This is a genomic window from Mycobacterium sp. Aquia_213 (assembly GCF_026625985.1).
Lineage (GTDB): Bacteria > Actinomycetota > Actinomycetes > Mycobacteriales > Mycobacteriaceae > Mycobacterium.
In genome coordinates, this window is the sequence record NZ_CP113116.1 from 2,832,600 (window position 1) to 2,854,893 (window position 22,294).

At 68.4% G+C, this 22,294-nt stretch carries 20 protein-coding genes; 10 read left to right on the forward strand and 10 right to left on the reverse strand.

Annotation, left to right across the window (positions count from 1 at the left end):
• Positions 1-9 precede the first annotated feature (9 nt).
• The 6 genes from LMQ14_RS13350 to LMQ14_RS13375 all read left to right on the forward strand — a co-directional run bounded on the left by LMQ14_RS13350 (position 10) and on the right by LMQ14_RS13375 (position 5,618).
• Positions 10-558 (forward strand): CGNR zinc finger domain-containing protein, encoded by a 549-nt coding sequence (locus LMQ14_RS13350; protein ID WP_267735170.1) that lies wholly within the window; start codon positions 10-12, stop codon positions 556-558.
• A gap of 101 nt (positions 559-659) precedes the next feature.
• Complete coding sequence (gene lon, locus LMQ14_RS13355) at positions 660-2,978, forward strand: endopeptidase La (RefSeq protein ID WP_267735171.1); 2,319 nt, start codon at positions 660-662, stop codon at positions 2,976-2,978.
• Between the two features lie 67 nt (positions 2,979-3,045).
• Complete coding sequence (locus LMQ14_RS13360) at positions 3,046-3,537, forward strand: hypothetical protein (protein ID WP_267735172.1); 492 nt, start codon at positions 3,046-3,048, stop codon at positions 3,535-3,537.
• A 17-nt stretch (positions 3,538-3,554) separates the two neighbouring features.
• Positions 3,555-3,944 carry a nitroreductase/quinone reductase family protein gene (locus LMQ14_RS13365; RefSeq protein ID WP_267735173.1) on the forward strand — a complete coding sequence of 130 codons (390 nt, stop codon included), beginning with the start codon at positions 3,555-3,557 and terminating at the stop codon, positions 3,942-3,944.
• A gap of 40 nt (positions 3,945-3,984) precedes the next feature.
• On the forward strand, positions 3,985-4,317 hold the full coding sequence (locus LMQ14_RS13370) for a TfoX/Sxy family protein (protein WP_267735174.1): 333 nt from the start codon (positions 3,985-3,987) through the stop codon (positions 4,315-4,317).
• Positions 4,318-4,385: 68 nt separating this feature from the next.
• A complete protein-coding gene (locus LMQ14_RS13375) occupies positions 4,386-5,618 on the forward strand; it encodes an NAD(P)/FAD-dependent oxidoreductase (protein ID WP_267735175.1) in 1,233 nt (410 codons plus the stop codon).
• Here LMQ14_RS13375 and LMQ14_RS13380 read toward each other — a convergent pair.
• The 3 genes from LMQ14_RS13380 to LMQ14_RS13390 all read right to left on the reverse strand — a co-directional run bounded on the left by LMQ14_RS13380 (position 5,592) and on the right by LMQ14_RS13390 (position 11,754).
• Positions 5,592-7,715: an NAD-dependent epimerase/dehydratase family protein gene (locus LMQ14_RS13380; protein WP_267735176.1), complete on the reverse strand. Its 2,124-nt coding sequence runs from the start codon at positions 7,713-7,715 to the stop codon at positions 5,592-5,594. The genes LMQ14_RS13375 and LMQ14_RS13380 overlap by 27 nt on opposite strands.
• A gap of 110 nt (positions 7,716-7,825) precedes the next feature.
• Positions 7,826-9,310, reverse strand: coding sequence for an acetyl-CoA acetyltransferase (locus LMQ14_RS13385; protein WP_267735177.1), 1,485 nt, complete (start codon positions 9,308-9,310; stop codon positions 7,826-7,828).
• 47 nt (positions 9,311-9,357) lie between these two features.
• A complete protein-coding gene (locus LMQ14_RS13390; protein WP_267735178.1) occupies positions 9,358-11,754 on the reverse strand; it encodes a CoA transferase in 2,397 nt (798 codons plus the stop codon).
• Positions 11,755-11,878: 124 nt separating this feature from the next.
• Between LMQ14_RS13390 and LMQ14_RS13395 the strand changes: the two genes are divergently transcribed.
• The gene (locus LMQ14_RS13395; protein WP_267735497.1) at positions 11,879-12,796 is read left to right on the forward strand and encodes an undecaprenyl-diphosphate phosphatase; all 918 of its coding nucleotides are present in this window, start codon (positions 11,879-11,881) and stop codon (positions 12,794-12,796) included.
• On the opposite strand, the gene LMQ14_RS13400 is transcribed toward LMQ14_RS13395, so the two are convergent.
• Complete coding sequence (locus LMQ14_RS13400) at positions 12,793-13,299, reverse strand: GNAT family N-acetyltransferase (RefSeq protein WP_267735179.1); 507 nt, start codon at positions 13,297-13,299, stop codon at positions 12,793-12,795. The genes LMQ14_RS13395 and LMQ14_RS13400 overlap by 4 nt on opposite strands.
• A gap of 70 nt (positions 13,300-13,369) precedes the next feature.
• On the opposite strand from LMQ14_RS13400, the gene LMQ14_RS13405 reads away from it, so the two are divergent.
• From LMQ14_RS13405 to LMQ14_RS13415, 3 genes are all read left to right on the forward strand, one after another.
• Positions 13,370-14,218 (forward strand): SDR family oxidoreductase, encoded by an 849-nt coding sequence (locus LMQ14_RS13405; RefSeq protein WP_267735180.1) that lies wholly within the window; start codon positions 13,370-13,372, stop codon positions 14,216-14,218.
• Between the two features lie 46 nt (positions 14,219-14,264).
• Positions 14,265-16,643: a phosphoketolase gene (locus LMQ14_RS13410; RefSeq protein WP_267735181.1), complete on the forward strand. Its 2,379-nt coding sequence runs from the start codon at positions 14,265-14,267 to the stop codon at positions 16,641-16,643.
• A gap of 85 nt (positions 16,644-16,728) precedes the next feature.
• Positions 16,729-17,454, forward strand: a complete 726-nt coding sequence (locus LMQ14_RS13415) for a CPBP family intramembrane glutamic endopeptidase (protein WP_267735498.1) — start codon at positions 16,729-16,731, stop codon at positions 17,452-17,454.
• 6 nt (positions 17,455-17,460) lie between these two features.
• On the opposite strand, the gene LMQ14_RS13420 is transcribed toward LMQ14_RS13415, so the two are convergent.
• From LMQ14_RS13420 to LMQ14_RS13445, 6 genes are all read right to left on the reverse strand, one after another.
• Positions 17,461-18,489 carry a zinc-binding alcohol dehydrogenase family protein gene (locus LMQ14_RS13420; protein ID WP_267735182.1) on the reverse strand — a complete coding sequence of 343 codons (1,029 nt, stop codon included), beginning with the start codon at positions 18,487-18,489 and terminating at the stop codon, positions 17,461-17,463.
• Between the two features lie 50 nt (positions 18,490-18,539).
• A complete protein-coding gene (locus tag LMQ14_RS13425) occupies positions 18,540-18,818 on the reverse strand; it encodes a GlsB/YeaQ/YmgE family stress response membrane protein (RefSeq protein WP_267735183.1) in 279 nt (92 codons plus the stop codon).
• A gap of 106 nt (positions 18,819-18,924) precedes the next feature.
• On the reverse strand, positions 18,925-19,224 hold the full coding sequence (locus tag LMQ14_RS13430) for a GlsB/YeaQ/YmgE family stress response membrane protein (RefSeq protein ID WP_267735184.1): 300 nt from the start codon (positions 19,222-19,224) through the stop codon (positions 18,925-18,927).
• 20 nt (positions 19,225-19,244) lie between these two features.
• On the reverse strand, positions 19,245-20,258 hold the full coding sequence (locus LMQ14_RS13435) for an alanine and proline-rich secreted protein Apa (RefSeq protein WP_267735185.1): 1,014 nt from the start codon (positions 20,256-20,258) through the stop codon (positions 19,245-19,247).
• 108 nt (positions 20,259-20,366) lie between these two features.
• Positions 20,367-21,491, reverse strand: a complete 1,125-nt coding sequence (locus tag LMQ14_RS13440) for a sulfate/molybdate ABC transporter ATP-binding protein (protein WP_267735186.1) — start codon at positions 21,489-21,491, stop codon at positions 20,367-20,369.
• Between the two features lie 7 nt (positions 21,492-21,498).
• Positions 21,499-22,293 carry an ABC transporter permease gene (locus tag LMQ14_RS13445; RefSeq protein ID WP_267735187.1) on the reverse strand — a complete coding sequence of 265 codons (795 nt, stop codon included), beginning with the start codon at positions 22,291-22,293 and terminating at the stop codon, positions 21,499-21,501.
• Position 22,294: the final 1 nt, after the last annotated feature.

Sequence of the window (22,294 nt, forward strand, 5' to 3'; positions counted from 1 at the left end):
GGTGGTTACGTGAAATTCGGGTTCGTGTGCGGCCGGGCATGCCTCAACTTCGCGGGCACGCTCAAACATCGGCTCACCGTCCCCGAAGAGCGGTTAACTACTCCCGAGCTCCTGTCGGAGTGGGCCGTTCAAGCGGGGTTGGTGGATGCCGGCATCGAGGTCAGCGATGAGGATCTCGTCACCGCGATCGAAGTGCGCGAAGCGATCTACCGCACCGCAACCGCCCGGCTCGACGGCATCGAGCCGCGGCCGGCCGACGTCGACCTGCTGAACGCACAGGCCTCGCACCCTCAGCTGGCCCCGCGGTTGCTCCCGGACGGCACTACTCGCCGCGAGGGCACCGCGCCGCAACTGCTTGCCAGCCTGGCCGCTGATCTGCTCGGCCTGCTCGCGGGGCCCGACATCGACAACGTCAAGCGGTGTGACCACCCGAACTGCTCGCTGCTCTATGTCGACTCCTCGCGGGCGAAGAACCGGCACTGGTGCGGCATGGCCACCTGCGGCAACAAAGTCAAGGTGCAGGCCTTCCGGGCCCGCCAGCGCGCGTCGGCCAATTGAACCGCCGATTGAGCTAGGTCACACCGCAGGCCAGAGGGCCGTCGGGAACAAATGCCACTCGGCAAAGGTTGAGCGCAACAGACTAAACCTTTGGAGTGCAGATGTCTGAACCTAAATCAGTGCCGGTCCTGTTCGTCACCGACACGATCGTGTTGCCCGGAATGGTTGTGCCAATCGAGCTGGACGACGCCGCGCGAGCGGCCATCGACGCGGCGCGGGCCAGTGAATCGGGTGAGCTGCTGATTGCCCCGCGGCTCGAGGACCGGTATCCGTCGCACGGCGTAATCGCGAAGATTCTGCAGGTCGGACGCATCGCCGGCGGTGGCGGCACCGCGGCCGTCGTGCGCGGTGAGCGCAGGGCGCAGATCGGCGCGGGAGCCACCGGCCCCGGCGCGGCGCTGTGGGTCGAGGTGACCGAGGTCGACGACGCCGATGCCACCGACGAGATCAAGGCGCTGGCGGCGGAGTACAAGAAGCTGCTGCTGGCCATGCTGCAACGGCGCGAGGCCTGGCAGATCATCGACTACGTCAACAGCCTGACCGACCCGTCGGCGCTGGCCGACACGTCGGGGTACGCCTCGTACCTGACCGACGTGCAGAAGCGGCAGCTGCTGGAGACCACCGACGTCGCCGAACGGCTGCGCGTGCTGATCGACTGGACCGGCGACCACTTGGCCGAAGTCGAGGTCAACGACAAGATCGCCGACGACGTGCGCGAGGGCATGGAGAAGACGCAGAAGGAGTTCCTGCTGCGCCAACAGCTCGCCGCCATCCGCAAGGAGCTGGGCGAGGGCGAACCCGACGGGTCCGACGATTACCGGGCCCGGGTGGAGGCCGCCGAGCTGCCCGACAAGGTCCGCGAGGCCGCGCTGCGCGAGGTCGGAAAACTGGAACGCTCCAGCGACCAAAGCCCGGAAAGCGGCTGGATTCGAACCTGGCTGGACACCGTGCTGGATCTGCCGTGGAGCGTTCGCACCGAGGATTCGACGGATTTGGTCGCGGCGCGGGGCATCCTGGACGCCGACCACCACGGGCTGGACGACGTCAAGGACCGCATCGTCGAATATCTGGCCGTGCGTTCGCGGCGGGCCCAGCGTGGGCTGCAGGTCGTCGGTGGCCGTGGCTCCGGCGCGGTGATGGTGCTGGCCGGCCCGCCCGGGGTGGGCAAGACCTCGCTGGGTGAGAGCGTGGCCCGGGCGCTGGGCCGCAAGTTCGTGCGCGTCGCGCTGGGCGGCGTTCGCGACGAGGCCGAGATCCGTGGGCACCGGCGCACCTACGTGGGTGCGTTGCCCGGCCGGATCGTGCGCGCGATCGGCGAGGCGGGATCGATGAATCCCGTTGTGCTGCTTGACGAAATCGACAAGGTCGGTTCCGACTATCGCGGCGACCCGAGCGCGGCGCTGCTCGAGGTGCTGGACCCGGCGCAGAACCACACGTTCCGCGACCACTACCTGGATCTGGACCTCGACCTGTCCGACGTCGTGTTCTTGGCCACCGCCAACGTGATCGAGAACATCCCGTCGGCGCTGCTGGACCGCATGGAGTTGGTGCAGATCGACGGCTACACCGAAGACGACAAGGTCGCCATCGCCCGCGAGTATCTGCTGCCCCGGCAACGGGAGCGGGCGGCGCTGACCGGCGAAGAGGTCACCGTCACCGACGCCGCGCTGCGCAAGATCGCCGCCGACTACACCCGCGAACCGGGGGTGCGGCAGTTCGAGCGGCTGCTGGCCAAGGCGCTGCGCAAAGTCACGACGAAGATCGCCGAGGAACCGGTGATCATCGACGAGCCCGATCTGGTGGATTACCTTGGCAGGCCTAGGTTTACGCCCGAGTCCGCGGAACGCACGGCGGTGCCCGGCGTAGCCACCGGGCTGGCGGTGACGGGCCTGGGTGGCGATGTGCTCTACATCGAAGCCGGGGCAACGGATGGCGAGGCGGGGCTGCAGCTGACCGGTCAACTGGGCGACGTGATGAAGGAGTCCGCGCAGATCGCGCTGTCCTACGTCCGCTCCCACGCTCACCTGTTGGGCGTCGACCCCAAGGCGCTGGACCGGCGCATCCACGTGCACGTGCCCGCGGGCGCGGTGCCCAAGGATGGTCCGTCGGCCGGGGTCACGATGGTCACCGCACTGGTGTCGATGGCCACCGGACGTCAGGTCCGCTCTGACGTCGGCATGACCGGCGAGGTCACGCTGAACGGTCGGGTGCTGCCGATCGGCGGTGTCAAGCAGAAGCTGCTGGCCGCCCAACGTGCTGGTCTGTCAACGGTTTTCATTCCGCAGCGAAACGAGCCGGACCTGGACGACGTGCCGGCCGAGGTGCTCGAGGCGCTGACCGTCAAGCCGATGACCGACGTCGCAGAGATCGTCGCGCAGGCACTCGAACCAGCGGCGCAGACGGCGACCGTCGCCGCCTGATCTGAACGTGGCCGGGACCGCGTAGCAAACGCTGCGCGATCCCGGCCAAGGCCGTTAGAGTGCATGGATGGCCTTGATACTGCGCAAATTGCTCCGCATCGGCAAGCTTCCCGCCGACATGCGGAGCGAAGTCGAGCCTGAGGGAATCATCCACCTCGCCGAGTTCGTTCCCGTCACCTTCCGCTTCAGTGGTTCGATACCCGGGTTCGTCGCCAAGGGCGGAAATATCCGTAGCTACGCCGGTGCGCTGGTAATCACCTCCCAGCGCGTTCTCGGAACATTGTCGACGGTGCCCAAGCTCGCCGGCCGGGCCATCGACCAGCGCTGGGACGCCGCACCGGACGGCCCGGTGACGGCCGAGTTCTCGCAGGACGGTCTGGCGCTGCAGGTGGACGTGAGCAAGGTCGACCCGGCGTTCTCCGGGGAGCTGTCCCTGCACTACAAGACGACGATTCCCGAACCGGTGCTGACCAGCATCCCCCGCCGGTCCTTGGCGTTCACGGTTGCGCGCGAGTGGGTGTTGCGCGCCGTCGGCGTGCCTGCCCCGAGGCCCGCCTAAGGGCTAGGTTGGAGGGCATGACCGGTATCGGGGATCTCAAACGGCAAGTAGTGCATCGCGTTCAACGGCGGGTGGTCAATCCGGTGGGTCGGCAATTGCCGGTGACCATGCTCGAGACGACTGGCCGCAGGAGCGGGCAGCCACGCCACACCCCGGTCGGCGGGCGCGTGGTGGACGACAAGTTCTGGATGGTCTCCGAACACGGTGAGCACTCGGACTACGTCCGCAACATCAAGGCCAACCCCGCGGTACGCCTGCGCCTCGGCGGCAAGTGGCGCAGGGGCACCGCGCACCTGCTGCCCGACGACGACCCGGTGCAGCGGCTGGGTAATCTCCCACGGCTCAACAGCAGGATGGTGCGCATCATGGGCAGCGAGCTGCTCACCATTCGGGTCGATCTGGACTGACCTCGCCACGGGTGTCGGTGCGGACGATTAGCGTCGACGCATGGCATACGACCTCGAACTCGCCAACCGGATCCGCGAGTTGCTGGCACCGCAGCGCGGTGTCGACGAGAAGGCGATGTTCGGTGGCCTCGCGTTCCTGATCGGCGGAAATATGGCGGTGGCGGCCAGCGGCAAGGGCGGACTGATGGTGCGGGTCCCGCCCGAGGACACCGCCAAGCTGTTGGATCGCCCCCACGTCAGCCCGATGGTGATGGCCGGCCGCGAGACCCGCGGCTGGTTGCGGGTCGACGCCGAGGGCGTGAAAACCAAACGCCAGCTTGAGAGTTGGATTTCCCGTGGCGTCGAGTACGCACGCAGCCTGCCCCCGAAGTGACGTTCGCCGGCCCGCGGGGCGGTTAGGCGCGAGTAGGCTGGGGAACGCGACACGAACGGAGCAGCAGCATGGCCGGTTCGACTACATTCGTCATCGTCGGCGGCGGACTTGCCGGAGCTAAGGCAGTAGAAGCTCTGCGCGACAACGGTTTTGACGGACACATCATTCTGTTCGCCGATGAGGCGTGGCTGCCCTACGAACGACCTCCGCTTTCCAAGGAGTATCTCGCCGGAAAGAAGTCGCTGACCGACTTCACCGTGCACAACTCCGACTGGTATTTCGACCAGAAGGTCGACTTGAGACTCGGAACGCCGGTGTCCAGCTTGGATACCGCCGCCCACAGCGTTGGACTTCGCGACGGCAGCATCGCCCACTACGACAAGTTGCTACTGGCGACGGGGTCGGCGTCGCGGCGCCCACCGATCCCCGGATCGGATGCCGACGGAGTCCACTACCTGCGCAGCTATGACGACGCCGAGCGGCTGAATTCCGTTCTGACCAACGGGTCTTCGCTCGCGGTGGTGGGCGCGGGGTGGATCGGGCTCGAGGTGACCGCCGCGGCGCGGCGGCGCGGCGTAGAGGTAACGGTCGTCGAAGCCGCCAAACAACCACTGCTGGCAGCGCTCGGCGAGACGGTCGGCGAGGTGTTCGCCAACCTGCATCGCGACCACGGCGTGGATTTACGGCTGGAAGCACAGGTCGACGAGATCTCCGTGACCGACGGAACAGCGACCGGCTTACGGATGCGCGACGGTTCGACGATCGCCGCCGATGCCGTATTGGTGGCCGTCGGCGCCAAGCCGAACATCGAGATCGCCGAGCAGGCCGGGCTGTCCATCGCAGACGGCGGCGTGCGCGTCGATTCCACGCTGCGCACCAGCGATTCAGACGTCTTCGCGGTGGGCGACATCGCGGCCGCCGAGCACCCGTTGTTCGGCACCCGCATCCGCACCGAACACTGGGCCAATGCGCTCAAGCAGCCCGCGGTGGCCGCGGCCGGAATGCTCGGCAAGTCAGGCGAATACGCGGAGCTGCCCTATTTCTTCACCGACCAGTACGACCTCGGAATGGAGTACACCGGGTACGCACCCACCTTCGAGCGGGTGGTCTTCCGTGGCGACGTCGCCGGGCGCGAGTTCGTCGCGTTTTGGCTCGACGGCGAGAACCGGGTACTGGCCGGGATGAATGTCAACATCTGGGATGTGCTCGACGACGTCAAGGCCCTGATCCGGTCCAAGTCCGCCGTCGACCCCGACAAGCTGGCCGACCCGTCCTCACCCCTCGCTGATCTCCTGGGCTGACGTTCGGTCAGCCGGCACCCAGTCATGATCGATGACTTCCGGCGGGTGCTGCGCCTGCAGCCGTTCGCGTTCGGCGCGGCGGCGTTTGATCCGTAACCGGGCGTCGGCCGGCATCGTGACCAGTTCATCGCAGGTCAGGTAATTCACGTCATCGGCGACATCGATGAGGTCGGCTGTGACCCGGCGAGATCCTAGCTCGCGCAACGTCATTCGCAGCTCATGCGTGAACCGCATCGTGGTGTCGTGGGCAAGCTCGCGCGAAATCCGGGCGTTGGTGGCGATTCGCCGGCCCAGCGTCACGGGCGGGTCTGGCTCGCAGGGCTCACCGGCCGTCTCGGCGGCCGCCATCAACAGCATCGCCGGGTCGTCGCTGAAGACTCGGCTGGCCAGCTCACCTTCCCCGGGCCCACGGTGGCCGATCTTGGCGATCGCCGCATCCAGCAGGGCGGCGGTGGGGGGCGACAGCGCGCGAATGCTGGCGAGGTTGCCTTCCTGGGCCATCGCCCGCAGCGGCGGGTCGGCACGTAGCGCCGCTGTCAGCCCGGCGATCTCGTCGGCGACGCGGTCGCTTTCCATGATTGCGCTCACTCCGGGCACCCGGGAGCCCGCCGCGGTGTGCTCCAGTGCCGCCGCGGTGACACCGGAGTCGATCAACCAGAGCGCCGTAAGAATCCAGCCTTGGTGAATGCGGTCCCGCAGCAACCGGACTCGCACGCCAAGGCCCGCGTCGGGCAACAGGCCCAATTGCGTGGCATCCCAATGTTCGACTTTCGCGGCGGTGCTATACGCCCGGGTGTCGGCCTTGAGGTGGCGCATCAGAGCCAGCGACCGTGTCGTGGCGACCGCCTTGGCTACCGACCCGAGCGCTCCGGCCGCCAGCCGGGGCTGACCGAACGGCAGCACGTCACCGACCTGCGGCTGATCGAGCAGGGCGCGCTCGATCAGGGCCTCGTCGTCCCAGCCGAGCAGCTGGTGGGCGGCGACGACGTTGGCCGACACCCCGACATAGGGCCGGTGACCGAAGACCGCGATGGCCCTGCTGCCCCATTCGTCATCCACCACACCGCCCAACGCCAGCGCCTGACCCATCACCCGGCTGGCGGTGCGCAGCCCGCTCAACTGAACATCCAGGGTTATCGGGGTCAAGATCCCGGGCAGCGCCTCGGTGAGGCCGTTGGTGGCAAAGACCGGGAACCGCGGGTCGATGCGGTCGTCGAACTCGCCCTCGATGCCGTCCGGTGCGGCGCTGCGCAACTCGTCGGACGGCGCGGGGCGCGGGATAACCTCCACGGGAAGCGCCATCTGCACCCCGTGGCTGGTCGCACCGTCAGGACCCAGTCTGCGACCGACGAGCCCCCGCGCGGTATCGGCGACCGCGTCGAACGCCGGCCAGCCGAACTCGAACATCCAATCCTCTTGTACGGCAACAATATCCACCGGAGGAATCAGTTGCGACCAGCTGCGAATCCGGTGACTCCGGGACCGGGGATCGACGGCGCGCAACAATCGCCACGCGGTCACCACGTTGGTGGTGTCCGGAGTGGCCAGATCCACCACGCCGGTGCGGTCGGTATTCAGCGCAAAGACCAGAAAGCGCGCCAGGTCGTCGAGGTGCAGCACCCGCATCGGCTGCGCCGAGACCTTGGTACGCAGCAGGGTCGCCACGGTACGGCACACCATCCAGTCGAGCTGGCGGCCCACCGGCGGCGCGATCCGGATGATCAGACTCGGCCCCAGACTCGTGGACACCAGGTCCTCGGCGGGCTCGTACACCTGCGGGGACCCCGCGGCTTGGGACACGAACAGCAGGCGGGCACCGGCGCGGCCGGCCGCATGCGTCACATGCGCCACCCCGTTGATGCCGGCGCTGCCGGGTGCGTCCGCTTCGACCGGGGCCAGATGAATCACCGCGTCGGCTTCGTCGGCCAGTTCTTGCAGGACGGGGTCGCTCAGCGGTGCGCAGACGAACTCGACCGCCGGGTCCAGACGAGCGTCGGGATGCTCAGAAATGCCGGCGACCGAATGCCCGGCAGCAATCAGCTGCCGTGCAACCAGCCGCCCGACGGTGCCGGTGGCGTCGGTAACCAGGATGTGCACCTGGGCTCACCTCCCCCAACGTCCACTCCGACAATATGCGCGCCACTATCAGAGCGCGACTGTTACGCCGATTACAGTGCTCTGGCCTGGGATTTTATTTCCGGCCTGGGCTATCGCAGCGTGGCGCTGCCGTCCCCGGCGACGGCGACCTTGGCGCCACCGATGTCTTCACGAACAGTTGCCTGCGCCGCGTCGGGGTCGGCGATGACCGCGAGCGCCCGGGACCCGTCGGGCGTGCGCACAGCAACGAAAGCCTTCTGGGGCTGTCCGTCACGATCGAACGGCGTCGTCCACGATTCGACCGTGCCGACACCTTCCCACTGCACCAACCCTTCCCGGGTCGGCTCCCGCTCCACCACGGATTGCAGGTTTTCCCAACGGAATTCGGCCGGTGGTTCGGTGCTGTAAACCCCGAAGCTGTGCTTGGTCAGATAGCCGCCGTTCGCGGTGATCAGGGCGCGTCGTCCGGGATTGGCCACCAGTAGTTCGGCCACGGTGGCAATCGAGTGCATCACGTAATTGCTCCACGGGCCGCCGGCGAACGTCAGCCCACCCGTGACGGTCAGCGGGCGGGCGGGGTCGTCGGTGCTCAATCCGAGCTCGGCCGCCGCCACCTGAACGGCGGACGGGAAGCACGAGTACAGGTCGACGTAGTCGACATCGTCGATCCCCACGCCGGCGAGCTCCAGCGCCCGCGCGCCGGCGATCCGGATGGCCGTGGAACGGTGCAGCTCGTCGCGCTCGGCGATCGAGGGCGTGTCGTAGGCGTCGGTGCCGGCGTGCGGATAAATCCACTGTTCGGCGGGGATGTCCAGGCGTTCGGCCCGCTCGACCGACGTCAGGATCAACGCGGCACCCTGATCCACCATGTTGTTGGAGTTCATCAGCTTCGTATAGGGCCAGCTGATCATCCGGTTCTGCGGGCCGGGCCGCGAGATCTCGGCCGCGGTCGACGGCTTGTGGATCCAGGCGTGCGGATTGCCCACCGCGACGGCGTTGAAGCGGGCCCACAACTCGCCGATGCGGTTGCCGTGGTCCTCGACCGACTCGCCGTTGGCGATACGCAGCGCCTGCTCGAACAGCGGGTAGACGTAGGCCGGCCGGTCCAGCTTGATCCTGATCTCCGCGTCGCCGGCCATCGGGACGTCCTCGCCGCTGACCTGTGCCATCGGCACGGAATCATCCTGAGCCGTCCACTCGAGCCGGCCCCCCTTGGCCTTCAATCCTCGCCTGGTGCGCCAGGTTTCGGCGCCGGTGAGCAGCACCACGCCGGCGCGGCCCTGCTGGATGTCCAGGCAGGCCTGGTTCAGCAGCGTCTGCGGCACGTTGCCGCCGACCGGGCTGTACAGCGTGGTGAACTCCCTCGCGCCGATCCGCTCGCCGACCAGCAGCCCGGCGTCGCGGTAGGTCGCCGACAGGACGTTCACCACCCGGATGGAGTCCACGGCCTCGAGGACCTGGGCAGCGGCGGCTTCCCGGGCCGCGGCGACCATCAGGTCGACGGGTTCGACCGAACGTGTTTCCGGGTTGATCTCGTCACGGTGGTTGACCTGGCCGTACCCGATCAGCACGGGTGTTTTGGGGTCGACAGGCATGGGACGAACTTATCTTGGCGACGGCGCGGGCCCGGCCGGCGGTGTGACTACGCGCTGTCGGCGGCCGCGAAGAGCACCTGATCGGCGATGAGTCGGTCGATCTCCTCGGTGCTCATGCCAAGTAGTTTTCGACAGAGCTCGCGGGTGTCCTGACCCGGCAGCGGCGCGGGACGTTGTGGGGCCGGCGGGATGTGGTGAAACGGCGCCGGCCCGGTCTCGGCCGGCAGCGGCCGTTCGACCAGCGGATGCACCATGTCGCTGAGTAGCTGACGCTCGATCAGCTGCGGGTCCTGCAGAACGTCCGGCGGGCGGTTCATCGGGCCGGCCGGAACGCCGGCCGCCTGCAGCGCCTCGGCGGCGTGTCTCGGGGTATGCGTGCTGGTCCAGGCGGAGAGCAGCCGAACCAACTCCGCGCGATGAGCCGTCCGCGACTCCCCGGTCGCGAAGCGCGGATCGTCAGCCAGTGCAGGCTGCTCGAAAAGTGCTGTGAGACTGTGCCATTCGCTATCTGAGCGGATCGAGATGGCACACCATTCGTCATCGCCGGCGCACGGGTAGACCGCGTGCACGCTGGTGTCGTCGCAGACCTCGGCGACGCCGGCTCCCAAAGCGGCCTGGGTGACGTACAGGGTGTCCAGCTGATTGACGACGACCTCGGCCTGCGAGATGTGTACGTGGGCCGGCTCGCCGGTCCGATCGCGCCGGATCAGGGCGGCCAGCGCGGCGATTGCGGTGACCCGTCCCACGATGTGGTCGGGGAAGATCGTCGTCGCGTCGTAGAACGCATGCCGGGCGCCGGCGGCGCGGGCTTCTTCGGACGCTTCCTCCGATGTCCAGAGGCTGGTCACGCCGGTGGTGGCGCGGACCAGCGGGCCGTAGCCCATCCGCCTGCTCCATGGCCCCCGGTTTCCGAAGGCGCTGCTGCCCGCGAGCACGATGCGGGGGTTGATCTCGCGCAGCGTGTCGAACGAAAACCCAAGCGAGGTAAGGGTTCCCGGCTTGAAGTTGGCGAACACCGCGTCGGCCTCGGCGACCAGTCGGCGGAAGATCTGTTTGCCTTGCTCGCTACGCAGGTCGAGGCCCAGCGCCAGGTGATTGCGGTGCGTCCAGGCGAACGACTCGCTCATCACGGCGCCGACCCGCGATTGCCGCAACCCGTCGGGATAGTTGGCGCTTTCGACCTTGATCACCTCGGCGCCCAGGTCACCGTAGAGCCGGCTGAGTTCTCCGCCGGCCACGATCACGCCCAGATCGAGGATTCTCAAGTCTTTGAACGGATACTCGCCGGCCCGGCCAGACGGTGCTGCCGCCACCGGGTCGGCCAGCCAGTGCGGTTCGTCGGCTCCGACGGCCGGTGCCGGAGTCCGGAAGCCGGAGCGTTCATCGTCGACCACGAAGTATCCGGTCGGCACGTCGGTGTGTACCCCGGGGACGAGCTCGGCATTCGTGATCGCGCCCACGGCCTGGAAGTGCTCGGAGGCCAGGATCCGCGACGGCGTCAGCACCGCGGAGATCGGGACGCCGTGCGCCTGGCCCTCGGCAACCAGCTCCTTCATCGTCTTGTCGGCGAACAGCGCGTCGACCAGCATGCTGATCTGCGGCCACGCCGCGAACCGCGCACCCAGCGTGTCGTAGCTGGGATCCTGAAATTCCTCCGGCTCCCCCAGCCAGCGGCGCAGGCCGCGCCACTGCCGCGGCGCCATGACGCAGAGCCGGACATAGCCGTCCCGGCACGGACAGATCGGGTAGGGGTCCTGGTTTTTCGGGCGCCCCCGCCACGCGCTGGTGCGCTGTCCGGCAGTGGCCTGACCATGCGCGCCGAACGCCGGGTCGAGCGCCATGACGACCGCGTCGAAGCGAGAGAAGTCGATGTAATCGCCTGTGCCGCAACGCAGTCTGTCGTAATACGCGACGAGCGCGGCCCAGGCCGCCTGCACGGCGGCGGTGGCCGAGGCGATGCCGTCGGGCGGCAACACCGGGGTGCCGATGGTCGGTCCGGATCGCGACAGCGCACCGGACATCGCGAACAGCACCGGGTCGGTCGCGCGCCACGACGCGCGCGGACCGGTCGCGCCGAAGTCCGTGATCGACAGCACGACCAGATGCGGATAGCGATCGGCCAACTCGGCGCCCGAAGTCCCGAACGCGACGGCCTGCGCCCCGGCATCGACGACGATGTCGGCACCCTCGACGAGCTCGAAGAAGCCGCGGCGGTCGTCGTCGTCGCGCGAATCCAGCACCACGCCGCGCTTGTTGGCGTTGTGCACGGCGAACGGGATGCTGGCGCCGGCCAGCGTCGGCCGGTCGTCGCGAGCAGGGCTGCCGCCCGGGGGCTCCACCTTGACGACGTCGGCGCCCAGGTCGGCGAGCAGCCGGGTCACCGTGTCGGTGACGCCACCCGACACGTCGACGACGCGCACCCCGGCGAGCAACCTGTCGGCCATTCGCCCACCGTACCGGCCCGCCGCGGCCAAATGCACAGCCGCTCAACCTGGTTCGGATGAGCAGCGCCGACCGGCTACGCTGCGTAGTTTGTCGTCCGACACGCCGGAATGGAGAGATAGGGTCCTGAGCGCGCACTTGAGTTATGTCGAAGCCCTTTTGGTCGGCGCCGCGCAGGGCGTGACCGAACTATTTCCGGTCTCCAGCCTCGGCCACTCGATCTTGGTGCCGGCGCTGGTCGGCGGCCACTGGGCGCGCGACTTGGACGTCTCCGCACCCCAATCGCCGTACCTGGCGTTCATCGTCGGCCTGCACGTGGCCACCGCCGCCGCACTGCTGGTGTTCTTCTGGCGGGACTGGCTGCGGGTGCTGTCCGGATTCGTGTCCTCGGCGCGGCATCGACGAATCCAGACTCCCGACGAGCGGTTGGCCTGGCTGATCGTGGGCGCCACCATCCCGGTGGGCCTGGCGGGCCTGTTCCTGGAAAAGCTGTTTCGCACCACGCTGGGCAAACCGATTCCCGCGGCGGCCTTCCTGCTGCTCAACGGAATTGCCCTCTACGCGGGCGAGGTGCTGCGCCGCCGCGCGGTGGCGGCCCCGGCAGACCAGGATGTCGCCGACGACCGATCCGCGCATACCGGCGAAGCCGTCGACAACCGGCTCGCCGAGGTGCCGCTGGGTCGTGGCGTGTTGATCGGCAGCGCTCAGATCCTGGCGTTGCTTCCCGGTATCAGTCGATCCGGCATCACGATTGTGGCGGGTCTGTGGCGCGGCCTATCCCACGAAGACGCTGCCCGCTTCTCCTTTCTGCTGGCCACGCCGATCATCCTGGCTGCCGGGGTGTACAAGATCCCCGAGCTGTTCGGGCCGATGGGCGCCGGGATCGGTGGCCAGGTTTTGGCGGGCAGCCTCGCCTCGTTCGTCTGCGCCTACCTCGCCGTGCGCTACCTCACCCGGTACTTCGAAACCCGCACCCTGATCCCGTTCGCCATCTACTGCGCGCTGTTCGGGGCGGGGAGCCTGGCCTGGTTGACGTTGCGCTAGAGCGTGCATTGATAGCGCACTTCGCCCACGGGCACGTCGCCGTAGGTCGAGGTGCGTTGCGATCCATCGCAGCGCCAGCCGTCGCGCTCGTAGAACCGTCGAGCGCGGGCATTGCCGTCCAGCACCCACAGGGCAGCCGACGTGACGCCCACACCGCGCAGCTGCGTTCGGGCGGCGGTCATCAGCAAGCGGCCGACGCCGGTGTGCAGGTATGCCGGATCGACGTAGATCTCCATCAGCTCACCGAAATTCGTCAGGTCGTCGTCGCGGCACAGGTCGGTGGTGACCAGGCCGCACACGGTCGAACCGTCCACCGCGACCTGGGTGGACGGTTGCTGAAACCCCATGCGGCCGAACGTGTATCGCTCAGCCCAGGCGTCCGGATCGAGGCTGTCGAGATATTCCTGGGCGAGCAGTCCTTGGAAGGCCCACTGCCACGACCGGACATGGACTCGGGCCGCGTCATGCGCGTCGGCCGGGACGGCTCGTCGCACGCTGGTCATCGTTGCAGTATCGACGCCTGACATCGGCCGTGTCATTGCGTCGCCCGACGCCGAGTGCTGTGCTGGGGAGATGGCAGACACGGCATCCATTGGTCTCAAAGTCCAGGGCAAGGTCATCGTGATCACCGGCGGCGCACGGGGAATCGGGCTGGCCACCGCGACCGCGCTGCACAACCTGGGTGCCAAGGTCGCGATCGGCGACATCGACGAGGTCAGGGTCAAGGAGTCGGGCGCCGCGCTCGGCCTCGACGTGTACGGCAAGCTCGATGTCACCGACCCGCACTCGTTTTCGGAATTTCTCGACGAGGTCGAACGCCAACTCGGCCCGATCGACGTGCTGGTCAACAATGCCGGCATCATGCCGATCGGCCGCATCATCGACGAGCCGGACGCCGTCACCCGGCGCATTCTGGACATCAACGTCTACGGCGTGATGCTGGGCAGCAAGCTGGCGGTGCAGCGCATGGTCCCCCGCGGCCAGGGCCACGTCATCAACGTCGCGTCGCTAGCCGGCGAGATCTACTCCGTCGGTCTGGCGACCTACGGCGCCAGCAAGCACGCCGTGATCGGCTTCACCGATGCCGCCCGGCTGGAGTACCGGCCCGCCGGCGTCAAGTTTTCGATGGTGTTGCCGACGTTCGTGAACACCGAACTGGTCGCGGGCACCGCGGGCATGAAGGGATTCCGGAACGCCGAGCCGTCCGACATCGCCGACGCGATCGTCGGGCTGGTCGCCCACCCCAAGCCGCGGGTGCGGGTCACCAAGGCGGCCGGTGCGCTGATCGCGTCGCAGAAGTTCCTGCCGCGGGTGGTCTCCGAGGGGCTGAACCGCGTCATGGGTGGTGAGCACGTCTTCACCGACGACATCGACGTCGACAAGCGCCAGGCCTACGAGTCCCGTGCTCGCGGCGAGGAGTGACTTTCGCTCCTAGCGGCCGTCATCGGCGGCGCGGAGAATCGGGCAGGTGAGCTTGCAAACCCAGACAACCGCACCCGAAGCACTCTCCGACGACGAACTCATCCTGATCGACAAGTATTGGCGTGCCGCCAACTACCTGTCGGTCGGGCAGATCTATCTGCTGGACAACCCCCTGCTCACCGAGCCGCTGGCGGCTGAACACGTCAAACCCCGGCTGCTCGGGCACTGGGGCACCACCCCCGGGCTCAACCTCGTCTACGCGCACCTGAACCGGATCATCCGCAACCGCGACGCCAGCGTCATCTACGTCACCGGACCGGGTCACGGCGGTCCGGGCCTGGTGGCCAACGCCTACCTCGAGGGCACCTACACCGAGGTGTACAGCGGCATCCGCGAGGACGCCGAGGGCCTGCGCCGGCTGTTCCGGCAGTTCTCCTTCCCCGGTGGTATTCCCAGCCATGTCGCCGCGCAGACCCCGGGGTCGATCCACGAAGGCGGCGAACTCGGCTACGCGCTGGTGCATGCGTTCGGCGCCGCGTTCGACAACCCCGATCTGGTGGTCGCGTGCGTGATCGGTGACGGCGAGGCCGAGACCGGACCGCTGGCGGCCGGCTGGCATTCGAACAAGTTCCTCAATCCGGCCGTCGACGGGGCCGTACTGCCGATCCTGCACCTCAATGGCTACAAGATCGCCAATCCGACTGTGCTGGCCCGCATCCCGCACACCGAACTCGAATCACTGTTGCGCGGTTACGGCTACCGGCCGATCACGGTGGCCGGCGACGACCCGGCCACCGTGCACCGCGAGCTGGCCGCCGCGCTCGATGACGCGTTCGACGACATCGTGGCGATTCGGCGGGCCGCGCGCAGTGGCGAGACGACCGAGCGGCCGGTGTGGCCGATGATCGTGCTGCGCACCCCGAAAGGCTGGACCGGGCCCAAGGTGGTCGACGGCAAACACGTCGAGGGCACCTGGCGCGCACACCAGGTGCCACTGGCCGAGACCCACGACAACCCCGCTCACCGCGCGCAGCTGGAAGAGTGGCTGCGCAGTTATGCGCCCGACGAGCTGTTCGACTCCCGCGGCGCGCTGCGCCCGGAACTGCGCGAGCTGTCGCCTACGGGCCAGCGGCGGATGAGCGCGAACCCGCATGCCAACGGCGGGCTGTTGCTGCGCGAGCTGGATCTGCCGGACTTTCGCGACTACGCAGTGCAGGTCCCCGAGCCGGCGACGACGACCCACGAGGCCACCCGCGTGCTGGGGACGTTCCTGCGCGATGTCATCACCGGAAACCTGGACCGCTTCCGGCTGATGGGGCCCGACGAAACGGCGTCCAATCGGCTCTCCGCAGTGTTCGAGGCGACGGGCAAGGTCTGGCTGTCCGAGACCGAGCCCGACGACGACCACCTGGCGCCCGACGGCCGGGTGATGGAGGTGCTGTCCGAGCACCTGTGCCAGGGCTGGTTGGAGGGCTATCTGCTGACCGGCCGGCACGGGCTGTTCAACTGCTACGAGGCGTTCGTGCACATCGTCGACTCGATGATGAACCAGCACGCGAAATGGCTGTCCACCAGCCGCGAACTGCCCTGGCGAAGGCCGATCGCGTCGCTGAACTACTTGTTGAGCTCGCACGTGTGGCGGCAGGACCACAACGGCGCCTCGCATCAGGACCCCGGGTTCATCGACCTGGTCGCCAACAAACGTGCTGAGGTCGTGCGGGTGTACCTGCCGCCGGACGGCAACACGCTGCTCTCGGTGGCCGACCACTGCCTGCGCAGCCGCGACTACATCAACGTCATCGTCGCCGGCAAGCAACCCGCCCTGGCCTACCTCGACATGGACGACGCGATCGCGCACTGCACCCGCGGGCTGGGGATCTGGGAGTGGGCGAGCACCGCGACCGGGGAGCCCGACGTGGTGCTGGCGTGCGCCGGGGACGTCCCCACTCTGGAGACGTTGGCCGCCGCCGACATCCTGCGCCGCGAACTGCCCGACCTGGCGGTGCGGGTGGTCAACGTCGTCGACCTGATGCGCCTGCAGCCGGACTCCGAGCATCCACATGGGTTGCCGGACAAGGAATTCGACGCGCTGTTCACCCGCGACAAGCCGGTCATCTTCGCCTATCACGGCTATCCGTGGCTGATCCACCGGCTCGCCTATCGCCGCGCCAATCACGCGCAGTTCCACGTGCGCGGATTCAAGGAGCGGGGCACCACGACGACGCCGTTCGACATGGTGATGCTCAACGACCTCGACCGCTTCCATTTGGTCATGGACGTCATCGACCGGGTGGACGGCCTGGCCGGCCGGGCCGCGCTGCTTCGGCAGCGAATGGCCGATGCGCGGCTGGACGCCCGGCGCTACACGCGCGAGCACGGCGAGGACGACCCGCAGATCGCGCAGTGGAAGTGGGAATCGATGTGACCTGGGCGGCAACGACGTGCAGGTAAACTCGGCCGGGATGTCTGAGCACGCCGCAACGGCCTTCGATGCCGTTGACCTTCACCCGATGGTGTCGCAACTGTCGGCGCTGCACCGGCTGCGGCTGTACTTCGATATCGGCGTCGTCGTCGCGGTGCTGGTCCTGACGAACCTGATCGCGCACTTCACCACGCCGTGGGCCAGCGTCGCGACCGTGCCGGTGGCCGCCGTGGGACTGGTGCTGTTGATGCGCTCCTCGGGTCTGGACTGGGCCGACCTGGGCCTGGGCCGCGAACACTGGCGCTCCGGCATGGGTTACGCGCTCGCCGCCGTCGCCGTGGTGGCGTCGGTGATCGCCGTCGGTGTACTGCTGCCCATGACACGGCCGATGTTCCTGAACAACCACTACGCGACGGTCTCCGGTGCGCTGATCGCCTCGATGGTCATCATTCCGCTGCAAACCGTGATCCCCGAGGAGCTGGCCTTCCGCGGCGCGTTGCACGGCGCGCTGCATCGGGCCTGGGGGTTTCGCGGGGTCGCGCTTGTCGGCTCGTTGTTGTTCGGGCTCTGGCACGTCGCCACCTCGCTGGGGCTGACCAGTCACAACGTCGGCTTCACGCGGCTGTTCGGCGGCGGCTTCGTCGGGATGGCGGCCGGGGTGACCCTGGCGGTGCTGGCGACGGGCAGCGCGGGCTTCGTCTTCAGCTGGTTGCGCCGGCGCAGTGGCAGCCTGATCGCGCCGATCGCGCTGCACTGGTCACTGAACGGGCTGGGCGCGCTGGCCGCGGCCCTGGTCTGGCATCTGTCGGCCTGAGCCGCGCTACACCAGCAGCACCGCGGCACCGGCGATGCGGCCCGCACTGAGATCGGCCAGCGCCTGGTCGGCTTGCCCGAGTGGATACTCCGGCGTCGTCACCTCGATGCGATGGCGCCCCACGAAGTCGAGAAACTCCCGCGCGTCGGCCCGGGTGTTCGACGTGACCGAGCGAATTTGGCGTTCCTGGAACAGGTGACGCTGATAGTTCAGGGCCGGGATATCCGACAGGTGAATCCCGGCGATCGCCAGGGTGCCGCCGCGGTCCAGCGCTTCGCAGGCGGGCAGCACCAGATCGCCGACCGGGGCGAACAGGATCGCGGCGTCCAGCGGCACCGGTGGCGGATCCGCGGCACCCTGGGCCGACGCAGCACCCAGCTTCAGCGCCAGCTTGCGGGCCTGCTCGCCGCGGGTCATCACGTGCACCTCGGCACCCTGCGCCAACGCGACCTGCGCGGTGATGTGCGCGCTTCCGCCGAAGCCGTAGAGACCCAGCCGGCCACCCGGCGGTAGCTCGGCCCGCAGCAGTGAGCGGTACCCGATGATGCCGGCGCACAACAGCGGCGCGAGCTCGCTGTCGCTGTAGCCACTCGGCAGGTGGTGTGCGAAAGCCGCTGGGACCGTCGCGAATTCGGCGTATCCGCCGTCGGCGTCCCAGCCGGTGTAGCGGGATTGCGGGCAGAGGTTCTCGTCGCCGCGCCGACAGTACTTGCACACACCGCAGGTGTGGCGCAGCCAGGCGATGCCGACCCGATCCCCCACGCCGAACCCGTCTCCGGCGTCGGCACCGACCTCGACCACCTCCCCCACGACCTCGTGGCCGGGGGTGACGTGCTCGCGGTGCACCGGAAGATCACCCTCGGTCACGTGCAGGTCGGTGCGGCACACCCCGCAGGCGCGCACGGCCACCAGCAACTCGGAAGGCGCGGGCCGCGGCACTTCGGTGGTGACCCGCTCCAGCGGGTTGGTGTCCATCGGCCCGGGCCGATGCACCCGCCACGCGGTCATCGTCGTGGTGGTCGCCTGCGGGGCCATCACCCGATAATGCCGCTATGCGTCGCCGATCCGCATGAGCACAAGGACCTCTATAACGTCTTGGTGCGCGAGGTGGCGAACTTGTAGATCAACAGCAGGATCACCGCGCCGACCAGCGCACCCAGGAACGAGTGCTGGATGGGTGGGTGAATGTCGAATTGGTGCGGCGGGAAGACGATGCTGCCCAGGGTGCCGCCGACATACGAGCCGACGATGCCGAGCAGCACGGTGGCGACCCAGCCCATCGGCTGCTTGCCCGGCACCAGTAGCCGCGCAATCAAGCCGACGACGAGGCCCAAGACGATCAGCCAGATGATGTGCATAATCATGACCGGCTCCTTCGGTATTAGCTGACAAGGGGACCTGGACCGTATACCCCGCGGTGGTCAGCTCAACCTCATCGCCGATTCGCGACATGTCTTGTGGTGCCGAGGCTTAGCGCTTTCGCACCAAGCCGACGATCCAGAGCAGGATCACCGAGCCCAGCAGCGCGGTGAAGAACGTGAACCATCTGCGGCCGTGTTCCACATCGAAGTGCAGCCAGCTGAGCAGCATCCCGCCGATGAACCCGCCGATCACGCCGACGACGATGTTCAGCAAGATGCCGGCGCCGCCGCCTTTCACGATCTTTCCGGCGATCCAGCCGGCGAATCCGCCGATGACGAGGTAGGCGAACCAACTCACTGCCGTCGGCGGGGCAAGGGCGAGGTACTCGGAAGTTGCTATGACGCGCATGCGGGTCTCCCGATGGTGGGTCAGGCGGGAAGCGTCTGCTGCGGCGTGGGGCTCGGGGTCGGAGTGACCTCGCTCGCGGGTGCCTGGCCCGGTGCGGCCGGTGCGGGGGCACCCGGGGCCGGAGCTCCCGGAGCCGGACCAGGCGCGCCGGGAGCCGGCGCCGCTGCTGCCGGCGCGGTGAACGGCAGGATCGACTCGGCCAACGCTTTGGCCCCGACCTTGTCTACCGGGTTGTTGCCGGTCCCGAGCCACACCACAAACCAGCGCTGGGGTGGTCCGGCGGTGGCCGCGTTGGGCGCGCTGACGACGCCAGTCCAGATTTGTCCGTTCGGCTTGCTCGGATCGCTGAACTTGACCTCGTAGAACGACGAGCTCCCGGTGATCCCGTTGGCACCGGTGAGCGGGCCGGATTCCTGGTTGATCCGGGTGCCCGGATACGGCATGAAGAACTCACCCATGTCCGAGCCCAGCCGCACGGCGGCCTTGCCGTCGTTGGCTTCCGCACTGGCATAAAGCTTTTGGTCCAGGCGACCCATCACGATGCGAGTGTCGTTCGCGACCGGCGCCGGCTGACCGGGCTGCGGCGGCGGACCGATCATCTTGCTGAGCAGCGCCGAGCCATAGTCGAGGTGCGAGGCGTCCGACTCGGCCCAGCCGCCGGGAAGCAGGTAGCTGAACCCACCGACCACGTTGGTGACTCGGGCGGCGTTCGGGTCGACGGGCGGCGGCGCAGGAGGCGCGTTCGGATCGACCGGCGGAGCCGGCGGGGGCACCGGCGCGTTCGGGTCGCCTGGTGCCGGTTGACCGGCGGGGGCCGGTGACGCGCCCGGCACTGGCGCCGCGGTCGTCGGCGCGGGTGCACCGGCCGGGGCCGGTGCGGTGGTCGTTGCCGGAACCGGAGTCGGGACCTCGGGATCGGCATTCGCGGGGGCCGGCAACGCGAAGGTGACGGCACTGGCACTGGCCACCGTGGCGATCGCCAGCGTCGCCCACAAACCTTTGCGCCGTTGCGAGTTTGTGTCCACCTGATCCATGGCGACGAACCTACCGTGTTACCGCTGTGACGCAAGGGTGCCGTGCTGGCGATGCGAGGCGGTTTTCGCGATGTTGCCGGAGCGCGACCTACGTCAGGTCTGCGCAGTTCACCGCGGGTCGGTGTGTCGCGGTGCGGCCGGATACAGCGACACTTCGAGCGCTTTGACCGAAAACCACACCCGGTCTCCGGGTGTCAGCCGCAGCTCGGCGGCGGCGTCGACGGTGATCTCGGCGGCCAATCCCGGGGCTCCGTCGGGCTGCTCCTGGGCGCGTACCACGACCGCGGGTCCGCGAACGTCTAGCTCCGCCACGGTGAGGTCGACGCAGTTGCGGGGACTGCCGTGCGGCAGGTCGCGGTAAACGGCCACCGCCGTCGGCGGGAACACCGCGATCGCATCCTGTCCGCTGGTCAGCTCGGCGCCCAGCCGCTCGGCGGGCGTCCCGTACCAGTGGACGCCGGTGCGGGTGTGCAGCGAGCCGTCCGGCCCGATGGTTCCGTTGACCAGATTGACGCCCGCGATGCGGGCACCGAAATGGCTGCGCGGCGCGGTGAGCACCTCGGGCACCGGTCCGACTTCGGCGATCTTCCCGCCCTCGAGCACCAGCGCCCGATCGGCCAGGGTGAACACGTCGAGCAGATCGTGGGTGATCAGGATGACCGCGCAGCCGCTGCGGGCGACGGCGGTGCGCAACACCGCCCGGATAGCCGCGGCGGCCCCGACGTCCAGGCCGGTCAGCGGTTCGTCGAGCAGCAGCACATCGGGCTCGGCGGCCAACGCTCGCGCGATCGCCACCCGCTGGGCCTGACCGCCGGACAGCTGCCGCGGTTTGCGGTCGGCGAACTGCTCGGCGTCCACCTCGCGCAGCCAGCGCAGGGCCACCTGCTTCTCGTCGGCGCGAGCAGACCGGAAGAGGCCGCGACGGCTGTGCGGCCCGAACGCCACGTTGGCGGCGACGCTCAGGTGCGGAAACAGCAGCGGGTCCTGTAACAACAGCCCGACCCGGCGGTCGTGCGTCGCCACATCGATCCCGGCGGCCGTGTCGGTCAACACCCGATCCCCCAGCCGCACGACTCCCTCATCGGGGTGAACCAGGCCGGCGATGACGTGCAGGGCGGTCGACTTACCCGCGCCGTTGGGTCCGAGCACGGCGAGTACCTCGCCTGCAGACACCGAGAACTCCACATCCAACTGGCGGTCGGCGACCACCGCGCGAAGCTGCAACTCGCTCACGGCCCCGCTACCTCGCGTCTGTTCCGGTCAGCCGGCGAGCACCCAGCCCGAGTACCACCAGCGCGGCCACCGCGACGAGCAGAATCGACAGTGCCACAGCGGCATTCGCGTCGGTCACGCGTTGCAGGTAGATCTCCAGCGGCAGGGTGCGGGTGACCCCCTCGCGCGAGCCCGCGAAGGTCAGCGTCGCGCCGAATTCCCCCAACGAACGGGCGAACGCCAGCACCGCGCCGGACATCAAACCCGGCAACAGCAGCGGCAGGGTGACCCGCCACCACACCGTGCTCGGCCGTGCCCCGAGCGTCGCGGCGACCACCTCATAGTCGGATCCCGCGGTGCGGGCCGCGCCCTCGAGGGAGATCACCAGAAACGGCAACGAGACAAACGTCTGGGCCAGCACCACGGCGGTGGTGCTGAAGGCGATGCTGATCCCGGCGGCCTCCAGGTACTGCCCGATCAATCCGAGCCGCCCGAATGCGTAGAGCAACGCGATGCCGCCCACCACCGGCGGCAGCACCAGCGGCAGCAGGATCAGCGGCCGCAGCAGCCGGACCAGCAGCGCCGTGCTGCGGGCCAGCACCAGGGCCATCGGCACGCCCAGGAGCACGCACAACACGGTGCTCGCGGCCGCGGTCTTGAGGCTGAGCAGCAGCGCGGTCTGCGACGACGAGCTGGTGATCAGCGACCAGAAATTCGGCCAATCAACCTTGATCGCGATCGCCAGCAGCGGCAACACCACGAAGGCGGCCCCGACGGCGGCGGGGACAAATACCCACCGGGGCAGGTTCGTGGGTCGGCGCACG

Bases quoted from the DNA above. Each gene is read 5' to 3' on its own strand.
- LMQ14_RS13365 (WP_267735173.1), top strand. From the start codon at position 3,555: ATGACCGGTATCGGGGATCTCAAACGGCAAGTAGTGCATCGCGTTCAA.
- LMQ14_RS13360 (WP_267735172.1), top strand. From the start codon at position 3,046: ATGGCCTTGATACTGCGCAAATTGCTCCGCATCGGCAAGCTTCCCGCC.
- LMQ14_RS13390 (WP_267735178.1), bottom strand. From the start codon at position 11,754: ATGGCCGACAGGTTGCTCGCCGGGGTGCGCGTCGTCGACGTGTCGGGT.
- LMQ14_RS13425 (WP_267735183.1), bottom strand. From the start codon at position 18,818: ATGATTATGCACATCATCTGGCTGATCGTCTTGGGCCTCGTCGTCGGC.
- LMQ14_RS13400 (WP_267735179.1), bottom strand. From the start codon at position 13,299: ATGACCAGCGTGCGACGAGCCGTCCCGGCCGACGCGCATGACGCGGCC.
- LMQ14_RS13405 (WP_267735180.1), top strand. From the start codon at position 13,370: ATGGCAGACACGGCATCCATTGGTCTCAAAGTCCAGGGCAAGGTCATC.
- LMQ14_RS13370 (WP_267735174.1), top strand. From the start codon at position 3,985: ATGGCATACGACCTCGAACTCGCCAACCGGATCCGCGAGTTGCTGGCA.
- LMQ14_RS13385 (WP_267735177.1), bottom strand. From the start codon at position 9,310: ATGCCTGTCGACCCCAAAACACCCGTGCTGATCGGGTACGGCCAGGTC.
- LMQ14_RS13375 (WP_267735175.1), top strand. From the start codon at position 4,386: ATGGCCGGTTCGACTACATTCGTCATCGTCGGCGGCGGACTTGCCGGA.
- LMQ14_RS13430 (WP_267735184.1), bottom strand. From the start codon at position 19,224: ATGCGCGTCATAGCAACTTCCGAGTACCTCGCCCTTGCCCCGCCGACG.
- LMQ14_RS13415 (WP_267735498.1), top strand. From the start codon at position 16,729: ATGGTGTCGCAACTGTCGGCGCTGCACCGGCTGCGGCTGTACTTCGAT.
- LMQ14_RS13435 (WP_267735185.1), bottom strand. From the start codon at position 20,258: ATGGATCAGGTGGACACAAACTCGCAACGGCGCAAAGGTTTGTGGGCG.
- LMQ14_RS13420 (WP_267735182.1), bottom strand. From the start codon at position 18,489: ATGGCCCCGCAGGCGACCACCACGACGATGACCGCGTGGCGGGTGCAT.
- lon (WP_267735171.1), top strand. From the start codon at position 660: ATGTCTGAACCTAAATCAGTGCCGGTCCTGTTCGTCACCGACACGATC.